The following is a 16162-nucleotide window of genomic DNA, read 5'->3' on the forward strand; positions in this document are numbered from 1 at the left end:
CCTATCTCCTTACATCAGACCCAGAACTTTCCACCAGGTGGCGGCAAACACCAGCAACAGCACATAACCAACCAGAGAAAGCCAAATCCCTACGCGAGTGAACTGGCGCGGCGTGAAGGTATCGGTTCCCAGACAAACCATGTTTTGCGGCGCGTTAATAGGCAAAATAAAACCGAAACTGACGCTAAAGGCCAACAGGATAGTCATACCGATTGGATTAACGCCCAGTTCCGGCGGCAGGCTGCTTAACAGGCTGATCAAAATAGGCAACAATGCGGCGGTTAACGCAGTGGCGCTGGCGAATCCGAGATGGATGACAATTAAAAACGCAGAGAGAATGGCGAAGATCGCCAGAGGCGGCAGCGCATCAAGACCAAAACCTTGCACGACATAGTTCGCCATCCAGGAAGCGGCCTGGGTATCAAGCAGCGTCGAACCGAGGCTGATCCCGATACCAAACATCAGCAATGTGCCCCACTGAACGCGTTTCTCTACCTCTTTCCAGTGCATCACGCCAATGCCCGGCATCAGCATTATCGCCAGTCCTGCTAAGGTTACAGAGGTGGTGTCAATGCTGTGCAGTTTCCCCCCCGTTGACCAGAACACCAGCAGCAACAGAGAGATAACAATCAGGCGTTTTTCTTTGCCCGTCGTCGGCCCCAGCTCTACCAGCGCTTTTTTGATAGCGCTGCTACCGCCTTCCACGGTTTCCGTCTCTGGCGGCAAGAGTTTGCGCACGAGAAAATAGAGAATAACCGACATCGCCAGACTCCACGGCGCGCCAGCCAGCAGCCAGTCTAGCCAACTGACGTTGTGGCCTGCGCCAAACGTTTTATTAATGAAGCCCAGAGAAAGCAGGTTTTGCGCAGCAGACGTCTGGATACCGACATTCCAGATACTGGTCGCCTGGGCGATAACAATCATCATTGAGGCTGCCAGGCGGGAATGTTTATCGACTTTAAACGCCGCAATAACCCCCATCATAATCGGCACGACGCAGGCAGTACGTGCGGTAGCACTGGGAACAACCAAGCTCAGAACAATGGTGACCACAATCGCGCCAATCAAAATACTGCGACTGCTGGCCCCGATTTTCGACATCGTAAATAGCGCAATGCGCTTATCCAGTCCGGTGATAGTCATTGCCGCCGCAATAAACATCGCCGCCGCCACCAGCGCCAGTGCAGAGTTGGAAAATCCCGATAACGTTAACTTCAGCGCTTTTGTCGTGCCGAGAATCGTATCTGGATTATTCATATCCGGCGCGAAACCGACCATAAAGATGATTAACGCGGATATCACGATTGCGCTGGCGGTGTAATCCATCGCTTCACTGATCCAGACGATAATCGCAAATACTAATACGGCAATCATATTTTGTCCGGCGACCGGCAGAGTGTCGCCCAGCGGCAGAAACATAATAATAAGACCGGCAAGAACGGCCAGACATAAACCAGAATTAGGAATAATGCTACGCTTTTGCATAGCACCATTAGGAACTGATGACATAATCACCTCACTGTGAAAGATAAAAGACCTGTCTCTCTAATGCAGGTGTCATGCCAGTACCAAAAACAAATTAATACTATGATATATAATGAATTTTTAGTTTTTAGCTCAATAACAGGTGAGCGAAATTCCACACAGGGGTAAAAATATGAATATAAAACCACACATAAAAAACGGGGGCTTATTGCCCCCGTTACTTACTTAATCGCATTCCACAACGTTTCACCAATTTGTGCCGGGTTTCGTGTCCAGGTCATCCCCGCTTTATCGAAAGCGCGGAATTTATCTTCTGCGCTACCGCTGCTGCCGGAAATAATGGCTCCGGCATGCCCCATACGTTTTCCCTTCGGTGCGGTAACGCCAGCAATATAGCCAATTACCGGTTTATTCATTTCATGGCGAATAAACTCTGCAGCATGTTCCTCCGCATTGCCGCCAATTTCACCGATCATAATGACCGCATCGGTTTGCGGATCGTCAGCAAATAAACGCAGCGCATCAATAAAATTCGTTCCGGGAATAGGATCTCCGCCGATACCGATACAGGTCGATTGACCGAGACCCAGCGCGGTAGTTTGCGCAACCGCTTCATACGTTAATGTGCCGGAACGGGAAATAATGCCAATGCGTCCCGGACGATGAATATCACCCGGCATAATGCCGATTTTGCAGGCTCCGGGAGTGATAATTCCCGGACAATTAGGCCCAATTAAACGCACCTCCGGATGGCAATCCAGCAGGCGGCGCACCTTAACCATGTCCAGTGTCGGTACGCCTTCGGTGATCACCACAATCAATTTAACGCCCGCTTCAACGGCTTCCACAACGGAGTCCAGGACGAACGGCGCCGGGACATAAATCACGCTGGCATCGGCCTGCGTCTGGCGCATGGCCTCTTTCATTGAATTAAATACCGGTCGGTCCAAATGCCGCTGCCCTCCCTTGCCTGGCGTAATACCGCCGACAATTTGCGTGCCGTAGGCAATCGCCTGCTCAGTATGAAAGGTGCCATTCTTGCCGGTGATACCTTGTACCAACACGCGGGTATATTTGTCGATTAAAACGCTCACGTTAACCTCCTGTCATTTCAGCAATGCGATGATGCGCTTCGCGGCATCATCGAGAGAATCAACGGCTTCTACCGCGAGACCACTTTCCGCCAACAAACGCTGCCCTTCAGTCGCATGGTTGCCGGACAGACGCACCACTACCGGCAGGGTAATTTGTTCTTCATGCAGCGCGTGGATAATGGCGCGAGCAATCATGTCGCAACGCACGATGCCGCCGAAAATATTGACCAGAATTCCCTGTACTTTTTTATCGGAGACAATCAGGCGAAATGCTTCACTGACCCGTTCCTGCGTCGCACCACCACCAACGTCAAGAAAGTTGGCGGGTTGCGCGCCATAGAGTTTTATAATGTCCATTGTCGCCATCGCCAGCCCGGCACCATTAACCATACAGCCGATAGCGCCATCCAACGCAACATAGTTAAGGTCGAGTTTCGCCGCCTGGTTTTCCCGCTCATCTTCCTGCGTTTCATCGCGTAACGCCTGTAATTCAGGGTGACGATACAATGCGTTATCATCCAGGGTAACTTTTGCGTCGGCGCACATAAACTCGCCATTTTCACAGATCACCAGCGGATTAATCTCCAGCAGCGCAAAATCGAGTTCGTTAAACGCCTTCCATGCCTGATTCACCAATTGGCTGAACCCGGAATACAACGTTTTCTCCAGTCCCAGCACCGCAAACAACTCACGCACATGGCAAGGCTGAATGCCAGTAAGCGGATCGACGCTCACTTTATCGATCTTTTCCGGCGTGTCATGTGCGACCTTTTCAATCTCCACACCGCCTTCAGAACTGACAATAAACGTGACGCGCTGGCTTTCGCGATCAACCACTACGCCAAAATAGAGTTCCTGACGTACCGGATAGATGTTTTCGCACACCAGAATGCGGCTGACATACTGACCTTCCGACCCGGTCTGGTAGGTCACCAGTTGCGAACCCAGCATCTGTACGGCGAACGTTTCCGCCTGCGAAAACTGCGTGAGCACCTTCACGCCGCCAGCTTTCCCACGTCCACCAGCATGTACCTGGGCTTTCAGCACCGCGCCTTTGTTTTCACTGGAAATAGTGCGCCAGGCTTCCGGCAACTCAGTAATATGTTGAATCGCTATCTCTTTCGGGCATGGCATACCCATACCGGCCAGTAATGATTTAGCCTGATACTCATGTAAATTCATAATGTCCCTCAGTGATATGTTCCCTGAATAATTCGAGTCACAGTCAACATGTACATCACTCGAAGTATGACGGGGATAGAACGTTATCCGTGGAGCGCCTGCTTATTCAGCGCCATTGCCGCTTCATGTATGACTTCGCTGAGCGTCGGATGCGCATGTACCGTACAGGCGATATCCTCTCCTGAAGCGCTAAACGCCATCGCCAGCGCAATTTCATTAATTAATTCAGAAGCCTGCGGGCCGACAATCGCTCCGCCCAGCACACGGTCAGTACGTTTGTCCGCGTACAGTGTGCAACGTCCTCCGTCCTGCCCTAGCGCCAGCGCGCGCCCATTGCCCGCAAACAGTGAATGACCTTTAGTGAACGGTATACCGATGGCTTTCAGCGTCACTTCGTTCTCGCCGATCCACGCCACTTCCGGCTGGGTATAAATCACGGATGGAATCAGCAAGAAGTTGACCGGTTCGACGGGCAGACCCGCAATTTGGTCAGCGACAACCAGCCCTTCTTCCATCGCTTTGTGCGCCAGCATAGGTCCACGCACAACATCGCCAATCGCCCACAAACCTGGTTTTCCGGTGCGGCATAGCGCATCAACGTCAATGCCGCCACGCGTATCCGGCACAAGCCCGAGTGCAGCCAGATCGACGCCTGACAGGCGCGGTTCACGGCCAATTGCGACAATCAGTTTATCGACGCGCGTCTCCTGGGCGTTATCGCCCTGCCGCCAGCGAATCACAACCTCATCATTCTGCCGTTCGATAGCATCAATACTGACGCCGAATCGCATCTCCAGACCGCTGGCCGCCAGTGCTTTACGCACATCGCCAGCCAACCTCGGCTCCAGCGCTGGCAGGAAGGTTTCCGCCATCTCCAGCAGCGTAACTTGTGCGCCGACCCGGTTCCAGACGGAACCGAGTTCAAGACCAATCACACCTGCGCCAATCACCCCCAGACGCACCGGACAATCGGTTAACGCCAGCGCCCCGCCATTATCCAGAATGTGCGTGTTGTCTACCGTCACGCCCGCAAGCTGGCGCGGCTGTGAACCGGTGGCGATCACCACGTTTTTCGCGCTAATCGTCTGCTCGTTGACCGTTAACTGCCAGCAATCGTCCTGCTGTCCCTGTAACGTCGCCAGACCGGAAACATGCATTACCTTATTTTTGTCAAACAGCAGACGAATCCCCTGTGTCAAACGGCGTACGATAGCGTCCTTACGCTGGATCATCGCCGCAGCATCAAACGAAACATCCGCGACTTTCACGCCGTGAATCCCTGCCTCATGCTGAATTTGCACAAACAGTTCTGATGATTGCAGCAGCGACTTTGATGGAATACAGCCGACGTTCAGGCAGGTGCCGCCCGGCGATGGCTCGCCCAGGGCATTAACGCCATCATCAATACAGACCACCGTCAGCCCACGCTGAGCCGCCCGTAGCGCCGCCACATATCCGCCAGGACCGCCGCCCATTACCGCGACGTCAAAAAGAGTTTTCATTGGCATTCTCCTTACAGGTCCAGCAACAGCTGTTCCGGTGCTTCCAGCAGTTCGCGGATTGCAACCAGCGTCTGTACCGCTTCTTGGCCATCAATAATGCGATGGTCGTAACTCAGCGCGAGATACATCATTGGGCGGATCACCACCTGACCCTTTTCCACTACCGGACGCGGTGTAATGGCGTGCATACCGAGAATGGCGGACTGCGGTGGGTTGATGATGGGCGTGGACATCATTGAGCCAAACGTACCGCCGTTGGTGACAGAAAACGTACCGCCCTGTAACGCTTCCAGCGGCAGTTTTCCGGCACGCGCCAGCGCGGCGTAATCAGCGATTTGCCGTTCGATTTCAACCAGTGATAAAGTTTGCGCATCGCGCAGTACCGGCACAACCAGGCCGCGATTGCTGCTCACCGCAATGCCAATATCGCAGTAGTCGTGCCAGAGAATATCGTTGCCGTCTACGCTGGCATTGACTATCGGGAAACGCTCAAGCGCGCGGGTGACAGCTTTGACAAAGAACGACATAAAGCCCAGCTTCACGCCATGTTTTTCCGCAAAACGATCCTTCCAGCGAGCACGCAGATCCATCACATTCTGCATGTTGACTTCGTTGAAGGTCGTCAGAATGGCATTATCCCGCTGTGAAGCCAGCAAACGCTCAGCGATACGCAAGCGTAAACGAGACATCGGCTCACGGCGCTCCTCGCGAGCCCCCATTGACGTGGGCCGACGTGGCATCACCGGGGCTGGAACCACTGGCGCGGTTGCCGGGGCAACAGATTGCGCATGTTGCAATACATCCTCTTTCAGAATACGTCCCTGACGTCCGCTTCCGGTCACAGCAGCAAGATCCACATCGCTGCGTTGCGCTTCAAGCCGAGCGGCAGGCATGGCGGCGGGCGGTTCGACAGATGTAGCGGCTGATTCCGTACCCGCCGCCTGCGGCGTCAGTTGCGCCAGTCGCTGCGCGGAAACTACGGAACTGCCTTCGCTGACCATAATCTTTGCCAGCAAGCCGTCCTGCGGCGCGGGGATTTCGAGGATCACTTTATCGGTTTCCAGTTCCGCCACCACCTCGTCGCGACGCACGAAATCACCTTCGTTTTTACACCATGCCGTCAGCGTGCCTTCCGTCACTGATTCCGGTAGTTGAGGGACAGTAATTTCAATCATCAGATCTTTTCCTTGTTATTTTTTTATGGCTGGACGGGAGCGAACGCATCCGCAAGAAAATCGTCAATTTGTTGTTTATGCACGCGCCCATAGCCTGTCGCTGGCGCGGCAGCCGCCGGACGCCCCGCGTAACGCCAGTCCGGGTTCTCCAGCGTCAGCGACGCCAGTTCGTGACGAATTTGCCGCCATGCGCCCTGATTTTCAGGTTCCTCCTGCAGCCAGACCCAGTGCGGGCAGTGCCGCCACTGCGCCAGCGCTGCGTTCAGCTCGTCAGTCGGGAATGGATAAAGTTGTTCCACACGCACAATTGCCACACTGTCTTCGAGGCCACGCTGCTTGCGGGCGTCTAATGCGTCGTAATAGACCTGGCCGCTACACAGAATGACCTGTTTGACCAGTGCCGGATCGTGTGGATAAGCATCGGTAATCACAGGCCTGAACATCCCTGCGCTAAATTGCGAGAGTTCGCTCATCGCGCCTTTAAAACGCAGCAAGCGCTTACTCACAAACACCACCAATGGCTTGCGCGCAGAACGTAAAACCTGCCCGCGTAACAGGTGGAACATTTGTGCGGATTCACCTGGTACAACAACGTGCATGTTGTGTTCCGCGCAAAGCTGTAGCCAACGTTCAGGGCGGGCGGAGGAATGCTCCGGCCCCTGTCCATCGTAGCCGTGAGGCAGCAGAATGGTTAAGCCGCTATAGCGTCCCCACTTGGTTTCGCCTGAAGAGATAAACTGGTCGATAGCCACCTGCGCGCCGTTGGCAAAATCACCAAACTGCGCTTCCCAGATAACCAGTTGCTGTGGTGCAGAGGTGGAATAGCCATACTCCCAGGCCAGCATCGCCTCTTCATTCAGTACCGAATCAAAGACCTCGAAAGGCGCTTGCCCCTCGCGGATATGTTGCAATGGCAGCCAACAACCGGCTTGCGCCTGATTATGCACAACGGCATGACGATGACTGAACGTGCCGCGCCCCGAATCTTCACCGGACAAACGCACGCCAAATCCATTATCCACCAGCGAGGCATAGGCCAGCATCTCCGCCATCCCCCAATCGACTGGCTGTACGCCTGCGGTCATCTCTTTGCGCAAGGCAAGCTGACGTTTGAGCGTAGGATGGGCGGTCACCTCGTCCGGCAGCGTGGTAATGATGTTGCCGTAATAAGACAATTCTTCACATGACAGCCCGGTTTCTGGCTGTACGCTCCACTGCGGATTGGTTAAACCATCCCAATTAGCGCTAAACGGATGTGTGGAATCCGGTGTCGGCAGCGGATCGCGTTTCTGGCAGGCATCCAGCCAGTCACGGTATTCGTTGATTTTTTGCTCCTGCTGCGCGGGGGTCAGTACGCCACGCTGGATCAACGCGTCGCCGTAGCGGGTACGCATACCCGGGTGGGAGTCCACTGCCTGATACATTTGCGGTTGGGTCAGACGGGGTTCATCGCTTTCGTTATGACCTAGCTTACGGAAGCAAACCAGATCAACAATGATGTCGCGGTGGAAAATATTGCGCCAGTCGCAGGCCAGCGTTATCGCCTCGCAGACGGCGTCCACATCGTCACCGTTCACATGAATTACCGGTGCCGCCGCCATTTTGGCGATGTCGGTGCAATAACGGGATGAACGCATATCCTGTAAATGAGAAGTGGTAAATCCGACCTGATTATTAATGACCAGATGAATTGTCCCGCCAGTGCCATAGCCGCGCGTCTGCGACAGATTAAAGGTGGCCTGATTAACGCCAAGACCGCCCAGCGCCGAATCACCGTGGATCAGCACGCCCATCACCTTTGTCTGCCCCTTTTCGCCACGCCGGTTCTGTCGCGCCCTAACCTGCCCAAGCACCACCGGGTTGACGATTTCCAGGTGAGATGGGTTATAGGCCAGCGCGATATGCAGCGCTCCCACAGGCGTTTGCATATTGCAGGAATAGCCCATGTGATACTTTACGTCACCGGAACCTTCGCCAATGGCCTGTTTACCTTCAAATTCGGCAAAGAGCTGGGCCGGATCTTTACCCAGTAAATTGACCAGCACATTTAGCCGCCCACGATGCGCCATACCAATGACCAGTTCGTCCACGCCCTGTTCACGCACGTGCAGCGCCAGCGTATTCAGCGCGGAGATCGCACTTTCGCCGCCTTCAAGCGAGAAACGTTTTTGACCGACGTAACGAGTGTGCAGATAACGTTCCAGAGTTTCCGCCGCCACCAGTTTTTCAAAGCGGAGCATGCAAGTTTGCGCATCCGGCGCGGGGACGTTGCCGCGCTCAATACGCTCCAGTAACCAGGCAATCTCGTCACTATTATCCAGATGCGCCAGTTCATATGCGCAACTGCCAGCCCACGCTTGTTCCAGCATGGCGATGATTTGTTTGAGCGGCATTTGGGTATGGCGTCCGCCAAAAGCAGCACTAAATTCCTGATTTAAATCCTCCGCCGTTAACCCCCAGAACGCAGGCGTCAGTTGAGGCACATCAGGGGGTTGCATCATGTCCAGCGGATCGAGTTTCGCACGCAAATGTCCGAGATTTCGCCAGGCCTGGATCAACTGCGTTACCGCTGCCTGTTTTTTGATCGTTGTGCCTGTCACGTTGCTCGTGGCGGCACTGTCGTCAGAGAGGAACTCTTCTGTAAGAAAAAAGCGCCGCCAGTCTTCAGGAACCATCTCTGGCGAACGCAGCCAGGTCCGGTAGTGTTCTTCAAGCCAGCTGGCATTGTCAGCGTTTAGCAATGCATCGGGCGAGGTTGTGTTCTCCATGTTATTCTCCTGATGGTCATAACCTGTCGATGTTATGCAGCATCCATACCAACAACATAAGTTATTGATATTAATTTAATTAACTAAGATCAGAAGAAAAAAGGTGAGCGGAAACAGGGACAGGTTTAAGCCGGATGTCTGGCAATAAGCACACCCGGATCCAGGATAAGAAGTGTTACATCACCGCAGCAAACGCCTTCGCCACGCGCTGGACATTGCCGGAATTCAGACCCGCCACGCACATGCGTCCGCTGGCGATCAGGTAGACGCCGAACTCATCACGCAGACGGTCCACCTGTGCAACGCTCAGGCCGGTATAGCTGAACATGCCGCGCTGTTGCAGCAGATAATCAAAGTTACGGCCCGGTATCTCGGCGTTCAGGACATTCACCAGTTCCTGACGCATCGCCAGGATACGCGTACGCATTGCTTCCACTTCCGCCAGCCAGCTGGCTTTTAGCGCCTCATCGTTCAGTACGGCGGCAACCACCTGCGCGCCAAAATTCGGCGGGCTGGAGTAGTTACGGCGCACGGTGGCTTTGAGCTGACCCAACACGCGGCCTGCGGCCTCAGCGTCTTCACAGACCACCGAAAGCCCGCCCACACGTTCGCCATACAGCGAGAAGATCTTCGAGAAAGAGTTACTGACCAGCGCGGGTAATCCGGCGCTGGCAATGGCGCGAATCGCGTAGGCATCATCTTCCATACCGGCGCCAAATCCCTGATAGGCAATGTCGAGGAACGGAATCAACTCGCGCGCTTTCAGGATCTCAATAACCGCGTCCCACTGCGAATGGGTTAAATCAGCACCGGTCGGGTTATGGCAGCACGGATGCAGCAGCACAATGCTGCGAGCAGGCAAGGTGTTGAGGGTCGCCAGCAAGTCGTTGAAACGCACGCCGTTAGTGGCGTTGTCATACCAGGGGTAAGTACTTACTTCGAAACCAGCGCCTTCAAAAATTGCGATGTGGTTTTCCCAGGTCGGGTCACTGACCCACACGGCGGATTCAGGAAAATAACGCTTCAGGAAATCCGCCCCTACCTTCAGCGCGCCGGAACCGCCCAGCGTCTGAATTGTCGCCACGCGTTGCTGCTGAAGAACCGGATGATCGGCGCCAAACAGCAACGGCGCAATGGTATGGCGATAGGTATTGAGACCTTCCATTGGCAGGTACAGCGACGCTCCGTGCGGCTGTGCATTAATCCGGGCTTCCGCTTCGGCAACGGCTTTAAGCTGAGGAATGATGCCCTCTTCGTTGTAATACAGACCGATGCTGAGATTCACTTTGTCGCTACGCGAATCCTCTTTGAAACGCTCCATAAGCGAAAGAATCGGGTCGCCAGCGTAGGCGTCAACTTTTTGAAACACGCTGTGGTTCTCCAGGTTTACAGGCAGGGGGTTAAAACACAATAAACCGGAAGCGAGAGAAGATCGAGAGGATGTTGATGTGAATATCGCCGGATGGCGGGGTATCCGCCTTATCCGGCCTGGGATCAATGCGCCACCCGGCACGCATTTAATCGATGTACTTCATCGCAACCCTTGATGTCAGGCGTGTGATAAGTTCGTAAGCACTCACTTTTGTCATTTCCGCAATGCGCTCAACGGGCAGACCTTCACCCCACAAAATGACCGGATCGCCTGCTTTGTCCTGCGCCTGAGGGCCTAAATCGACGCAGATCATGTCCATCGCCACGCGACCAACAATCGTCACTTCCCGACCATTAACCAGCACCGGCGTACCGGACGGCGCCGCGCGCGGATAACCGTCGCCATAGCCCATAGCAACCACGCCCAGACACGTATCGCGCTCGCTGATCCATGTGCCGCCGTAACCCACCGGTTCGCCCGCTTTATGCTCGCGAACGGCAATGAGGCTGGAGATTAGCGACATGACCGGCTGGCAGCCAAAATCTTCGCCAGTGGACTGATTTTCCAGCGGCGAGACGCCATAGAGGATGATGCCCGGTCGCGCCCAGTCAAAATGAGACTGCGGCCACAGCAGGATGCCGCCGGAAGCGGCGATGGAGCGTTGCCCCGGTTTACCTTCGCAGAAGGTATTAAAAATATCGAGTTGCTGCTCGGTCGCGCCGCATTCCGGCTCATCGGCGCGGGCAAAATGGCTGACGATATTTACCGGCTGGCGCACGTTTTTACACTGCGTAAGCCGTTGATAAAACGCTTCGGCTTTTTCAGGACGCACGCCCAGACGATGCATTCCCGTATCCAGTTTCATCCACACCGTTACCGGCTCATCCAGCCCGGCGGCTTCCAGCGCGGCAAGCTGTTCTTCGTTATGCACGGCGGTATGCAGATGCTGCGCAGAGATGACTGGCAGATCGGTGGCTTCAAAAAAACCTTCCAGCAACAGAATGGGCTGCGTGATCCCGCCCGCCCGCAGGCGCAGGGCTTCTTCAAGGCGGGCGACGCCGAAAGCGTCGGCATCAGGGAGCGTTCGCGCGGTCTCCAGAAGACCGTGTCCGTAAGCGTTCGCTTTCACGACCGCAACCAGCTTGCTGGCAGGCGCCAGTTCACGCAGACGTTGCAGATTGTGTCGCAGAGCGCGGCGGTTAATGACTACAGTTGCCGCTTGCATTTGAATTCCTTATAAAAAGAATCGCCAAAATCATTCGCGTTGCAGGACAAAAACGCTCTGGCGTTTTTGAACAGCGCCGGCGCTGTTCCCGAAGGGATAAGCGGGCGCAGTCAACGCATCTGCGGCGTGAATGATGAAGGAGATTTACTCGTCGTCGTATTGCGGTCCCGCATAGTTATCGAAACGCGACCATTGCCCGTTAAACGTCAGACGTACCGTACCGATTGGGCCGTTACGTTGTTTACCAATAATAATTTCTGCGATGCCTTTTAAGTCGCTGTTTTCGTGATAAACCTCGTCACGATAGATAAACATGATCAAGTCGGCATCCTGCTCGATGGAGCCGGATTCACGCAGATCCGAGTTGACCGGGCGTTTATCGGCGCGTTGTTCCAGAGAGCGGTTAAGCTGCGACAGCGCCACCACCGGCACCTGTAGCTCTTTTGCCAGCGCTTTCAGCGAGCGGGAGATTTCCGCGATTTCCAGTGTACGGTTATCGGAGAGCGACGGTACGCGCATCAGTTGCAGGTAGTCGATCATGATCAGACTTAATCCGCCATGTTCACGGTAGATACGACGGGCGCGCGAGCGAACTTCCGTCGGCGTCAGGCCGGATGAATCGTCAATATACATATTGCGCTTCTCCAGCAGGATGCCCATCGTACCGGAAATACGCGCCCAGTCTTCGTCATCCAGTTGACCCGTACGAATGCGCGTCTGGTCCACGCGCGACAGCGACGCCAGCATACGCATCATAATCTGTTCGCCGGGCATCTCCAGACTGAAGATCAGTACCGGTTTCTCCTGCAACATCGCGGCGTTTTCGCAGAGGTTCATCGCAAATGTCGTTTTACCCATCGACGGACGCGCCGCTACGATGATCAGATCCGAGCGCTGCAAACCGGCGGTTTTTTTGTTTAAGTCCTGATAACCGGTATCGACCCCTGTCACACCGTCATGCGGCTGCTGGAAAAGGGTTTCAATGCGCGCCACGGTCGCATCGAGGATTTGATCGATGCTTTTCGGGCCTTCGTCTTTATTGGCGCGGTTTTCCGCAATCTGGAAAACGCGAGATTCCGCGAGATCCAGCAGCTCGTCGCTGTTGCGCCCCTGCGGATCGTAACCCGCATCGGCAATTTCATGGGCGACGGAAATCATATCGCGAACAACGGCACGTTCGCGGACAATATCCGCATAAGCGCTGATGTTCGCCGCACTTGGCGTATTTTTGGATAACTCCGCCAGGTAAGCAAAACCGCCAACGCTGTCCAGTTGCCCCTGAATTTCCAGCGACTCCGCCAGCGTGATCAGGTCAATGGGCTTCCCCATCTCCTGCAAACGGTGCATTTCGGTAAAAATATGCCGGTGCGGCCGGGTATAAAAGTCATCCGCCACTACGCGTTCGGCGACATCGTCCCAGCGTTCGTTATCCAGCATTAAACCGCCCAACACCGACTGTTCCGCTTCAATCGAGTGCGGCGGCACTTTCAGCCCGTCAACCTGCAAATCACGGTCACGCGCATCAGTCTGTTGTTTGTTGAAGGGTTTATTTCCTGCCATAGTGAATGGAGTTACCGAGATAAAGAATGGGTCGAAACTTTACCATATAAGTGGACCCTTACGATACGTTCTGGAGGAAGCATGGCAACACGAATTGAATTTCACAAGCACGGTGGCCCTGACGTCCTGAAAGCAGTGGACTTTACCCCTGTAGACCCGGCGGAAAACGAAATCCAGGTCGAAAATAAAGCGATTGGCATCAACTACATTGATACCTATATTCGCAGCGGGCTCTATCCACCGCCATCCCTGCCCAGCGGGTTGGGCACTGAAGCGGCTGGCGTGGTGAGTAAAGTCGGCAGCAACGTTAAACATATTAAAGCGGGCGACCGCGTCGTTTATGCCCAGTCTGCGCTCGGGGCTTACAGTTCGGTACACAATGTTCCCGCCGATAAGGCCGCCATTCTCCCTAAAGCGATCTCTTTCGAGCAGGCTGCCGCCTCTTTTCTGAAAGGATTAACGGTCTTTTATCTGCTGCGCAAAACCTATGAGGTTAAACCCGACGAACCGTTTTTGTTCCATGCCGCCGCCGGGGGCGTGGGCCTTATAGCCTGCCAGTGGGCCAAAGCGCTGGGCGCGAAACTTATCGGCACGGTAGGCAGCGCGCAGAAAGCGCAAATTGCCTTACAGGCTGGCGCATGGAAAGTGATTAACTATCGTGAAGAAAATATCGCTGAACGGGTGAAAGAGATTACCGGCGGTAAAAAAGTACGGGTGGTTTACGATTCAGTCGGGAAAGATACCTGGGAAGCGTCGCTGGATTGCCTGCAACGCCGGGGGCTGATGGTGAGTTTTGGTAACGCTTCCGGCCCGGTGACCGGCGTTAACTTAGGCATCCTGAACCAAAAAGGCTCGCTGTACGTCACTCGCCCTTCTCTTCAGGGTTATATCACCAGTCGCGATGAATTGACCGAAGCCAGCAACGAGCTGTTTTCACTGATTGCCAGCGGCGTGATAAAAGTCGAGGTCGCGGAGAATCAGAAATACGCGTTGAAAGATGCGCAGCGCGCGCATGAGGTGCTGGAAAGCCGGGCAACGCAGGGATCGAGCCTGCTCATTCCGTAGTATGACGGGGAAAAGAATTAGGGCTTCCACATGGGAAGCCCTTTCTTTTTTAGTTCGGCTGTATGTAGGGTACAGCTCGATGAATTCATTAGCCGCGCAATAGTGACAGATTTGATAATCAATTCCTATTTGCTTCTAAGAAGAAAGTTACAGGTTGTGATCCTCTGCACAATACCTTAGTAAAACCGACGGTTATTGCGCTGATACTGTGGGATTTTTGGCGTTTTTACCGCTTTGATGACCCACACCACGGCAACAGCCAACAGCAACCACGGCAGCAGTTTGATCACCAACGCAAACATCCCGCCCAGGAACATCACGGCGGTCGCCACCATCAGCGCGGCCAGAATTCCCAACAATGACACGCCGGTGGCCATCAGCATGATAAAAAAGCCCATCACAAAAAGTAGTTCCAGCATGATTCCCCCTGAATATGGAATGCCCGGTGGCGTAGCGCTTTGCGGGCCGACATATTCAGACCATTACAATAAACATGCCAAAATTAATCTATTGATTTGCAAACAAAACGCCCCGCGACTGTGCGCAGGGCGTGGTGAAATTGACTAACTTTTAGTGAGAACTTAACGCTTATCCGCCACCCGTTTCAGCGCATGTTCCAGCACGTCAATGTCGGCGCCTGCTTTATGGGCATTTTCGCTCAGATAACGGCGCCACTGGCGCGCGCCAGGAATCCCCTGAAACAGCCCCAGCATATGACGGGTAATATGCCCGAGGTATGTCCCCTGGCTCAGTTCACGCTCAATGTACGGATACATGGCGCGAACGACAGCCACAGGATCGGCATCCGCCGTGGTCGCGCCAAAGATCTCACGGTCAACGGAGGCCAGAATACCCGGGTTTTGATAGGCTTCGCGCCCGATCATCACGCCATCCATATGCTCCAGATGCGCTTTCGCCTCTTCCAGCGACGTAATACCGCCGTTGATGGACATGGTCAGATGCGGGAAGTCACGCTTTAACTGGTAAACGCGCGGGTAATCCAGCGGCGGGATCTCGCGGTTTTCCTTCGGGCTAAGCCCGGAGAGCCAGGCCTTGCGCGCGTGGATAATAAACATCTCGCATTCGCCTTTACCGGCGACCGTATTGATGAAGTCACAGAGAAATTCGTAGCTATCCTGATCGTCAATACCGATACGGGTTTTGACCGTTACCGGGATCGACACTACATCCCGCATCGCCTTCACGCAATCCGCCACCAGTTGCGCATTTCCCATCAGACAGGCGCCAAACATGCCGTTTTGTACACGGTCAGACGGGCAGCCTACGTTAAGGTTAATTTCGTCATATCCTCGCGCCTGCGCCAGTTTCGCACATTGCGCCAGCGCAGCCGGATCGCTGCCGCCAAGCTGCAACGCCACCGGATGCTCTTCCTCGCTGTATGCCAGATAGTCGCCTTTGCCATGAATGATCGCCCCGGTTGTTACCATCTCGGTATAGAGCAACGTCTGGCGAGACAGCAGACGCAGGAAGTAGCGGCAATGTCTGTCCGTCCAGTCGAGCATCGGCGCGATAGAAAAACGATGAGCAGGGTACAGGGCTAATTTCTCTGGCATCACGTTGGTTTGCAACGTGTTTTGTGACTCTTTATTTTGATGCATTTTTAAACTTTTTAACGTATTTTTGCATTCTCGGTACCCCTGACAGGCCCCCTAAAAATGGGAGCCTACAGAGGAGAATGGAATGAGATATGGCCTACTATAGCATAGAGAAACA

At 54.3% G+C, this 16162-nt stretch carries 12 protein-coding genes; 1 reads left to right on the forward strand and 11 read right to left on the reverse strand.

Features of this window, described 5'->3' with window-relative positions:
* Window positions 1-9 precede the first annotated feature (9 nt).
* The 9 genes from CKO_RS16460 to dnaB form a co-directional block, all read right to left on the reverse strand.
* On the reverse strand, window positions 10-1509 hold the full coding sequence (locus tag CKO_RS16460; protein ID WP_024130833.1) for a DASS family sodium-coupled anion symporter: 1500 nt from the start codon (window positions 1507-1509) through the stop codon (window positions 10-12).
* 197 nt (window positions 1510-1706) lie between these two features.
* Window positions 1707-2579, reverse strand: a complete 873-nt coding sequence (gene sucD / locus CKO_RS16465; RefSeq protein WP_012134621.1) for a succinate--CoA ligase subunit alpha — start codon at window positions 2577-2579, stop codon at window positions 1707-1709.
* 12 nt (window positions 2580-2591) lie between these two features.
* Window positions 2592-3761 (reverse strand): ADP-forming succinate--CoA ligase subunit beta, encoded by a 1170-nt coding sequence (sucC, locus tag CKO_RS16470; protein WP_012134622.1) that lies wholly within the window; start codon window positions 3759-3761, stop codon window positions 2592-2594.
* A gap of 83 nt (window positions 3762-3844) precedes the next feature.
* Window positions 3845-5263, reverse strand: coding sequence for a dihydrolipoyl dehydrogenase (lpdA, locus tag CKO_RS16475; protein ID WP_012134623.1), 1419 nt, complete (start codon window positions 5261-5263; stop codon window positions 3845-3847).
* Window positions 5264-5274: 11 nt separating this feature from the next.
* Complete coding sequence (gene odhB / locus CKO_RS16480; RefSeq protein WP_012134624.1) at window positions 5275-6438, reverse strand: 2-oxoglutarate dehydrogenase complex dihydrolipoyllysine-residue succinyltransferase; 1164 nt, start codon at window positions 6436-6438, stop codon at window positions 5275-5277.
* A gap of 23 nt (window positions 6439-6461) precedes the next feature.
* On the reverse strand, window positions 6462-9206 hold the full coding sequence (locus CKO_RS16485; protein WP_012134625.1) for a 2-oxoglutarate dehydrogenase E1 component: 2745 nt from the start codon (window positions 9204-9206) through the stop codon (window positions 6462-6464).
* 175 nt (window positions 9207-9381) lie between these two features.
* On the reverse strand, window positions 9382-10575 hold the full coding sequence (tyrB, locus tag CKO_RS16490; protein ID WP_012134626.1) for an aromatic amino acid transaminase: 1194 nt from the start codon (window positions 10573-10575) through the stop codon (window positions 9382-9384).
* Window positions 10576-10723: 148 nt separating this feature from the next.
* Window positions 10724-11803 (reverse strand): alanine racemase, encoded by a 1080-nt coding sequence (alr, locus tag CKO_RS16495; protein WP_012134627.1) that lies wholly within the window; start codon window positions 11801-11803, stop codon window positions 10724-10726.
* A gap of 144 nt (window positions 11804-11947) precedes the next feature.
* Entirely contained in the window at window positions 11948-13363 is a 1416-nt protein-coding gene (gene dnaB, locus CKO_RS16500) for a replicative DNA helicase (protein WP_012134629.1), read from the reverse strand.
* Between the two features lie 81 nt (window positions 13364-13444).
* On the opposite strand from dnaB, the gene CKO_RS16505 reads away from it, so the two are divergent.
* Window positions 13445-14428 carry a quinone oxidoreductase gene (locus tag CKO_RS16505; protein WP_012134630.1) on the forward strand — a complete coding sequence of 328 codons (984 nt, stop codon included), beginning with the start codon at window positions 13445-13447 and terminating at the stop codon, window positions 14426-14428.
* A 176-nt stretch (window positions 14429-14604) separates the two neighbouring features.
* On the opposite strand, the gene pspG is transcribed toward CKO_RS16505, so the two are convergent.
* Window positions 14605-14847 (reverse strand): envelope stress response protein PspG, encoded by a 243-nt coding sequence (gene pspG / locus CKO_RS16510; protein WP_012134631.1) that lies wholly within the window; start codon window positions 14845-14847, stop codon window positions 14605-14607.
* A gap of 162 nt (window positions 14848-15009) precedes the next feature.
* Entirely contained in the window at window positions 15010-16047 is a 1038-nt protein-coding gene (dusA, locus tag CKO_RS16515; RefSeq protein ID WP_012134633.1) for a tRNA dihydrouridine(20/20a) synthase DusA, read from the reverse strand.
* Window positions 16048-16162: the final 115 nt, after the last annotated feature.

This window comes from Citrobacter koseri ATCC BAA-895 (assembly GCF_000018045.1).
GTDB lineage: Bacteria > Pseudomonadota > Gammaproteobacteria > Enterobacterales > Enterobacteriaceae > Citrobacter_B > Citrobacter_B koseri.

Coding starts and splice junctions, on each gene's coding strand:
- sucC (WP_012134622.1), bottom strand. CDS start 3,761: ATGAATTTACATGAGTATCAGGCTAAATCATTACTGGCCGGTATGGGT.
- pspG (WP_012134631.1), bottom strand. CDS start 14,847: ATGCTGGAACTACTTTTTGTGATGGGCTTTTTTATCATGCTGATGGCC.
- dnaB (WP_012134629.1), bottom strand. CDS start 13,363: ATGGCAGGAAATAAACCCTTCAACAAACAACAGACTGATGCGCGTGAC.
- dusA (WP_012134633.1), bottom strand. CDS start 16,047: ATGCATCAAAATAAAGAGTCACAAAACACGTTGCAAACCAACGTGATG.
- CKO_RS16485 (WP_012134625.1), bottom strand. CDS start 9,206: ATGGAGAACACAACCTCGCCCGATGCATTGCTAAACGCTGACAATGCC.
- CKO_RS16505 (WP_012134630.1), top strand. CDS start 13,445: ATGGCAACACGAATTGAATTTCACAAGCACGGTGGCCCTGACGTCCTG.
- odhB (WP_012134624.1), bottom strand. CDS start 6,438: ATGATTGAAATTACTGTCCCTCAACTACCGGAATCAGTGACGGAAGGC.
- alr (WP_012134627.1), bottom strand. CDS start 11,803: ATGCAAGCGGCAACTGTAGTCATTAACCGCCGCGCTCTGCGACACAAT.
- CKO_RS16460 (WP_024130833.1), bottom strand. CDS start 1,509: ATGTCATCAGTTCCTAATGGTGCTATGCAAAAGCGTAGCATTATTCCT.
- lpdA (WP_012134623.1), bottom strand. CDS start 5,263: ATGAAAACTCTTTTTGACGTCGCGGTAATGGGCGGCGGTCCTGGCGGA.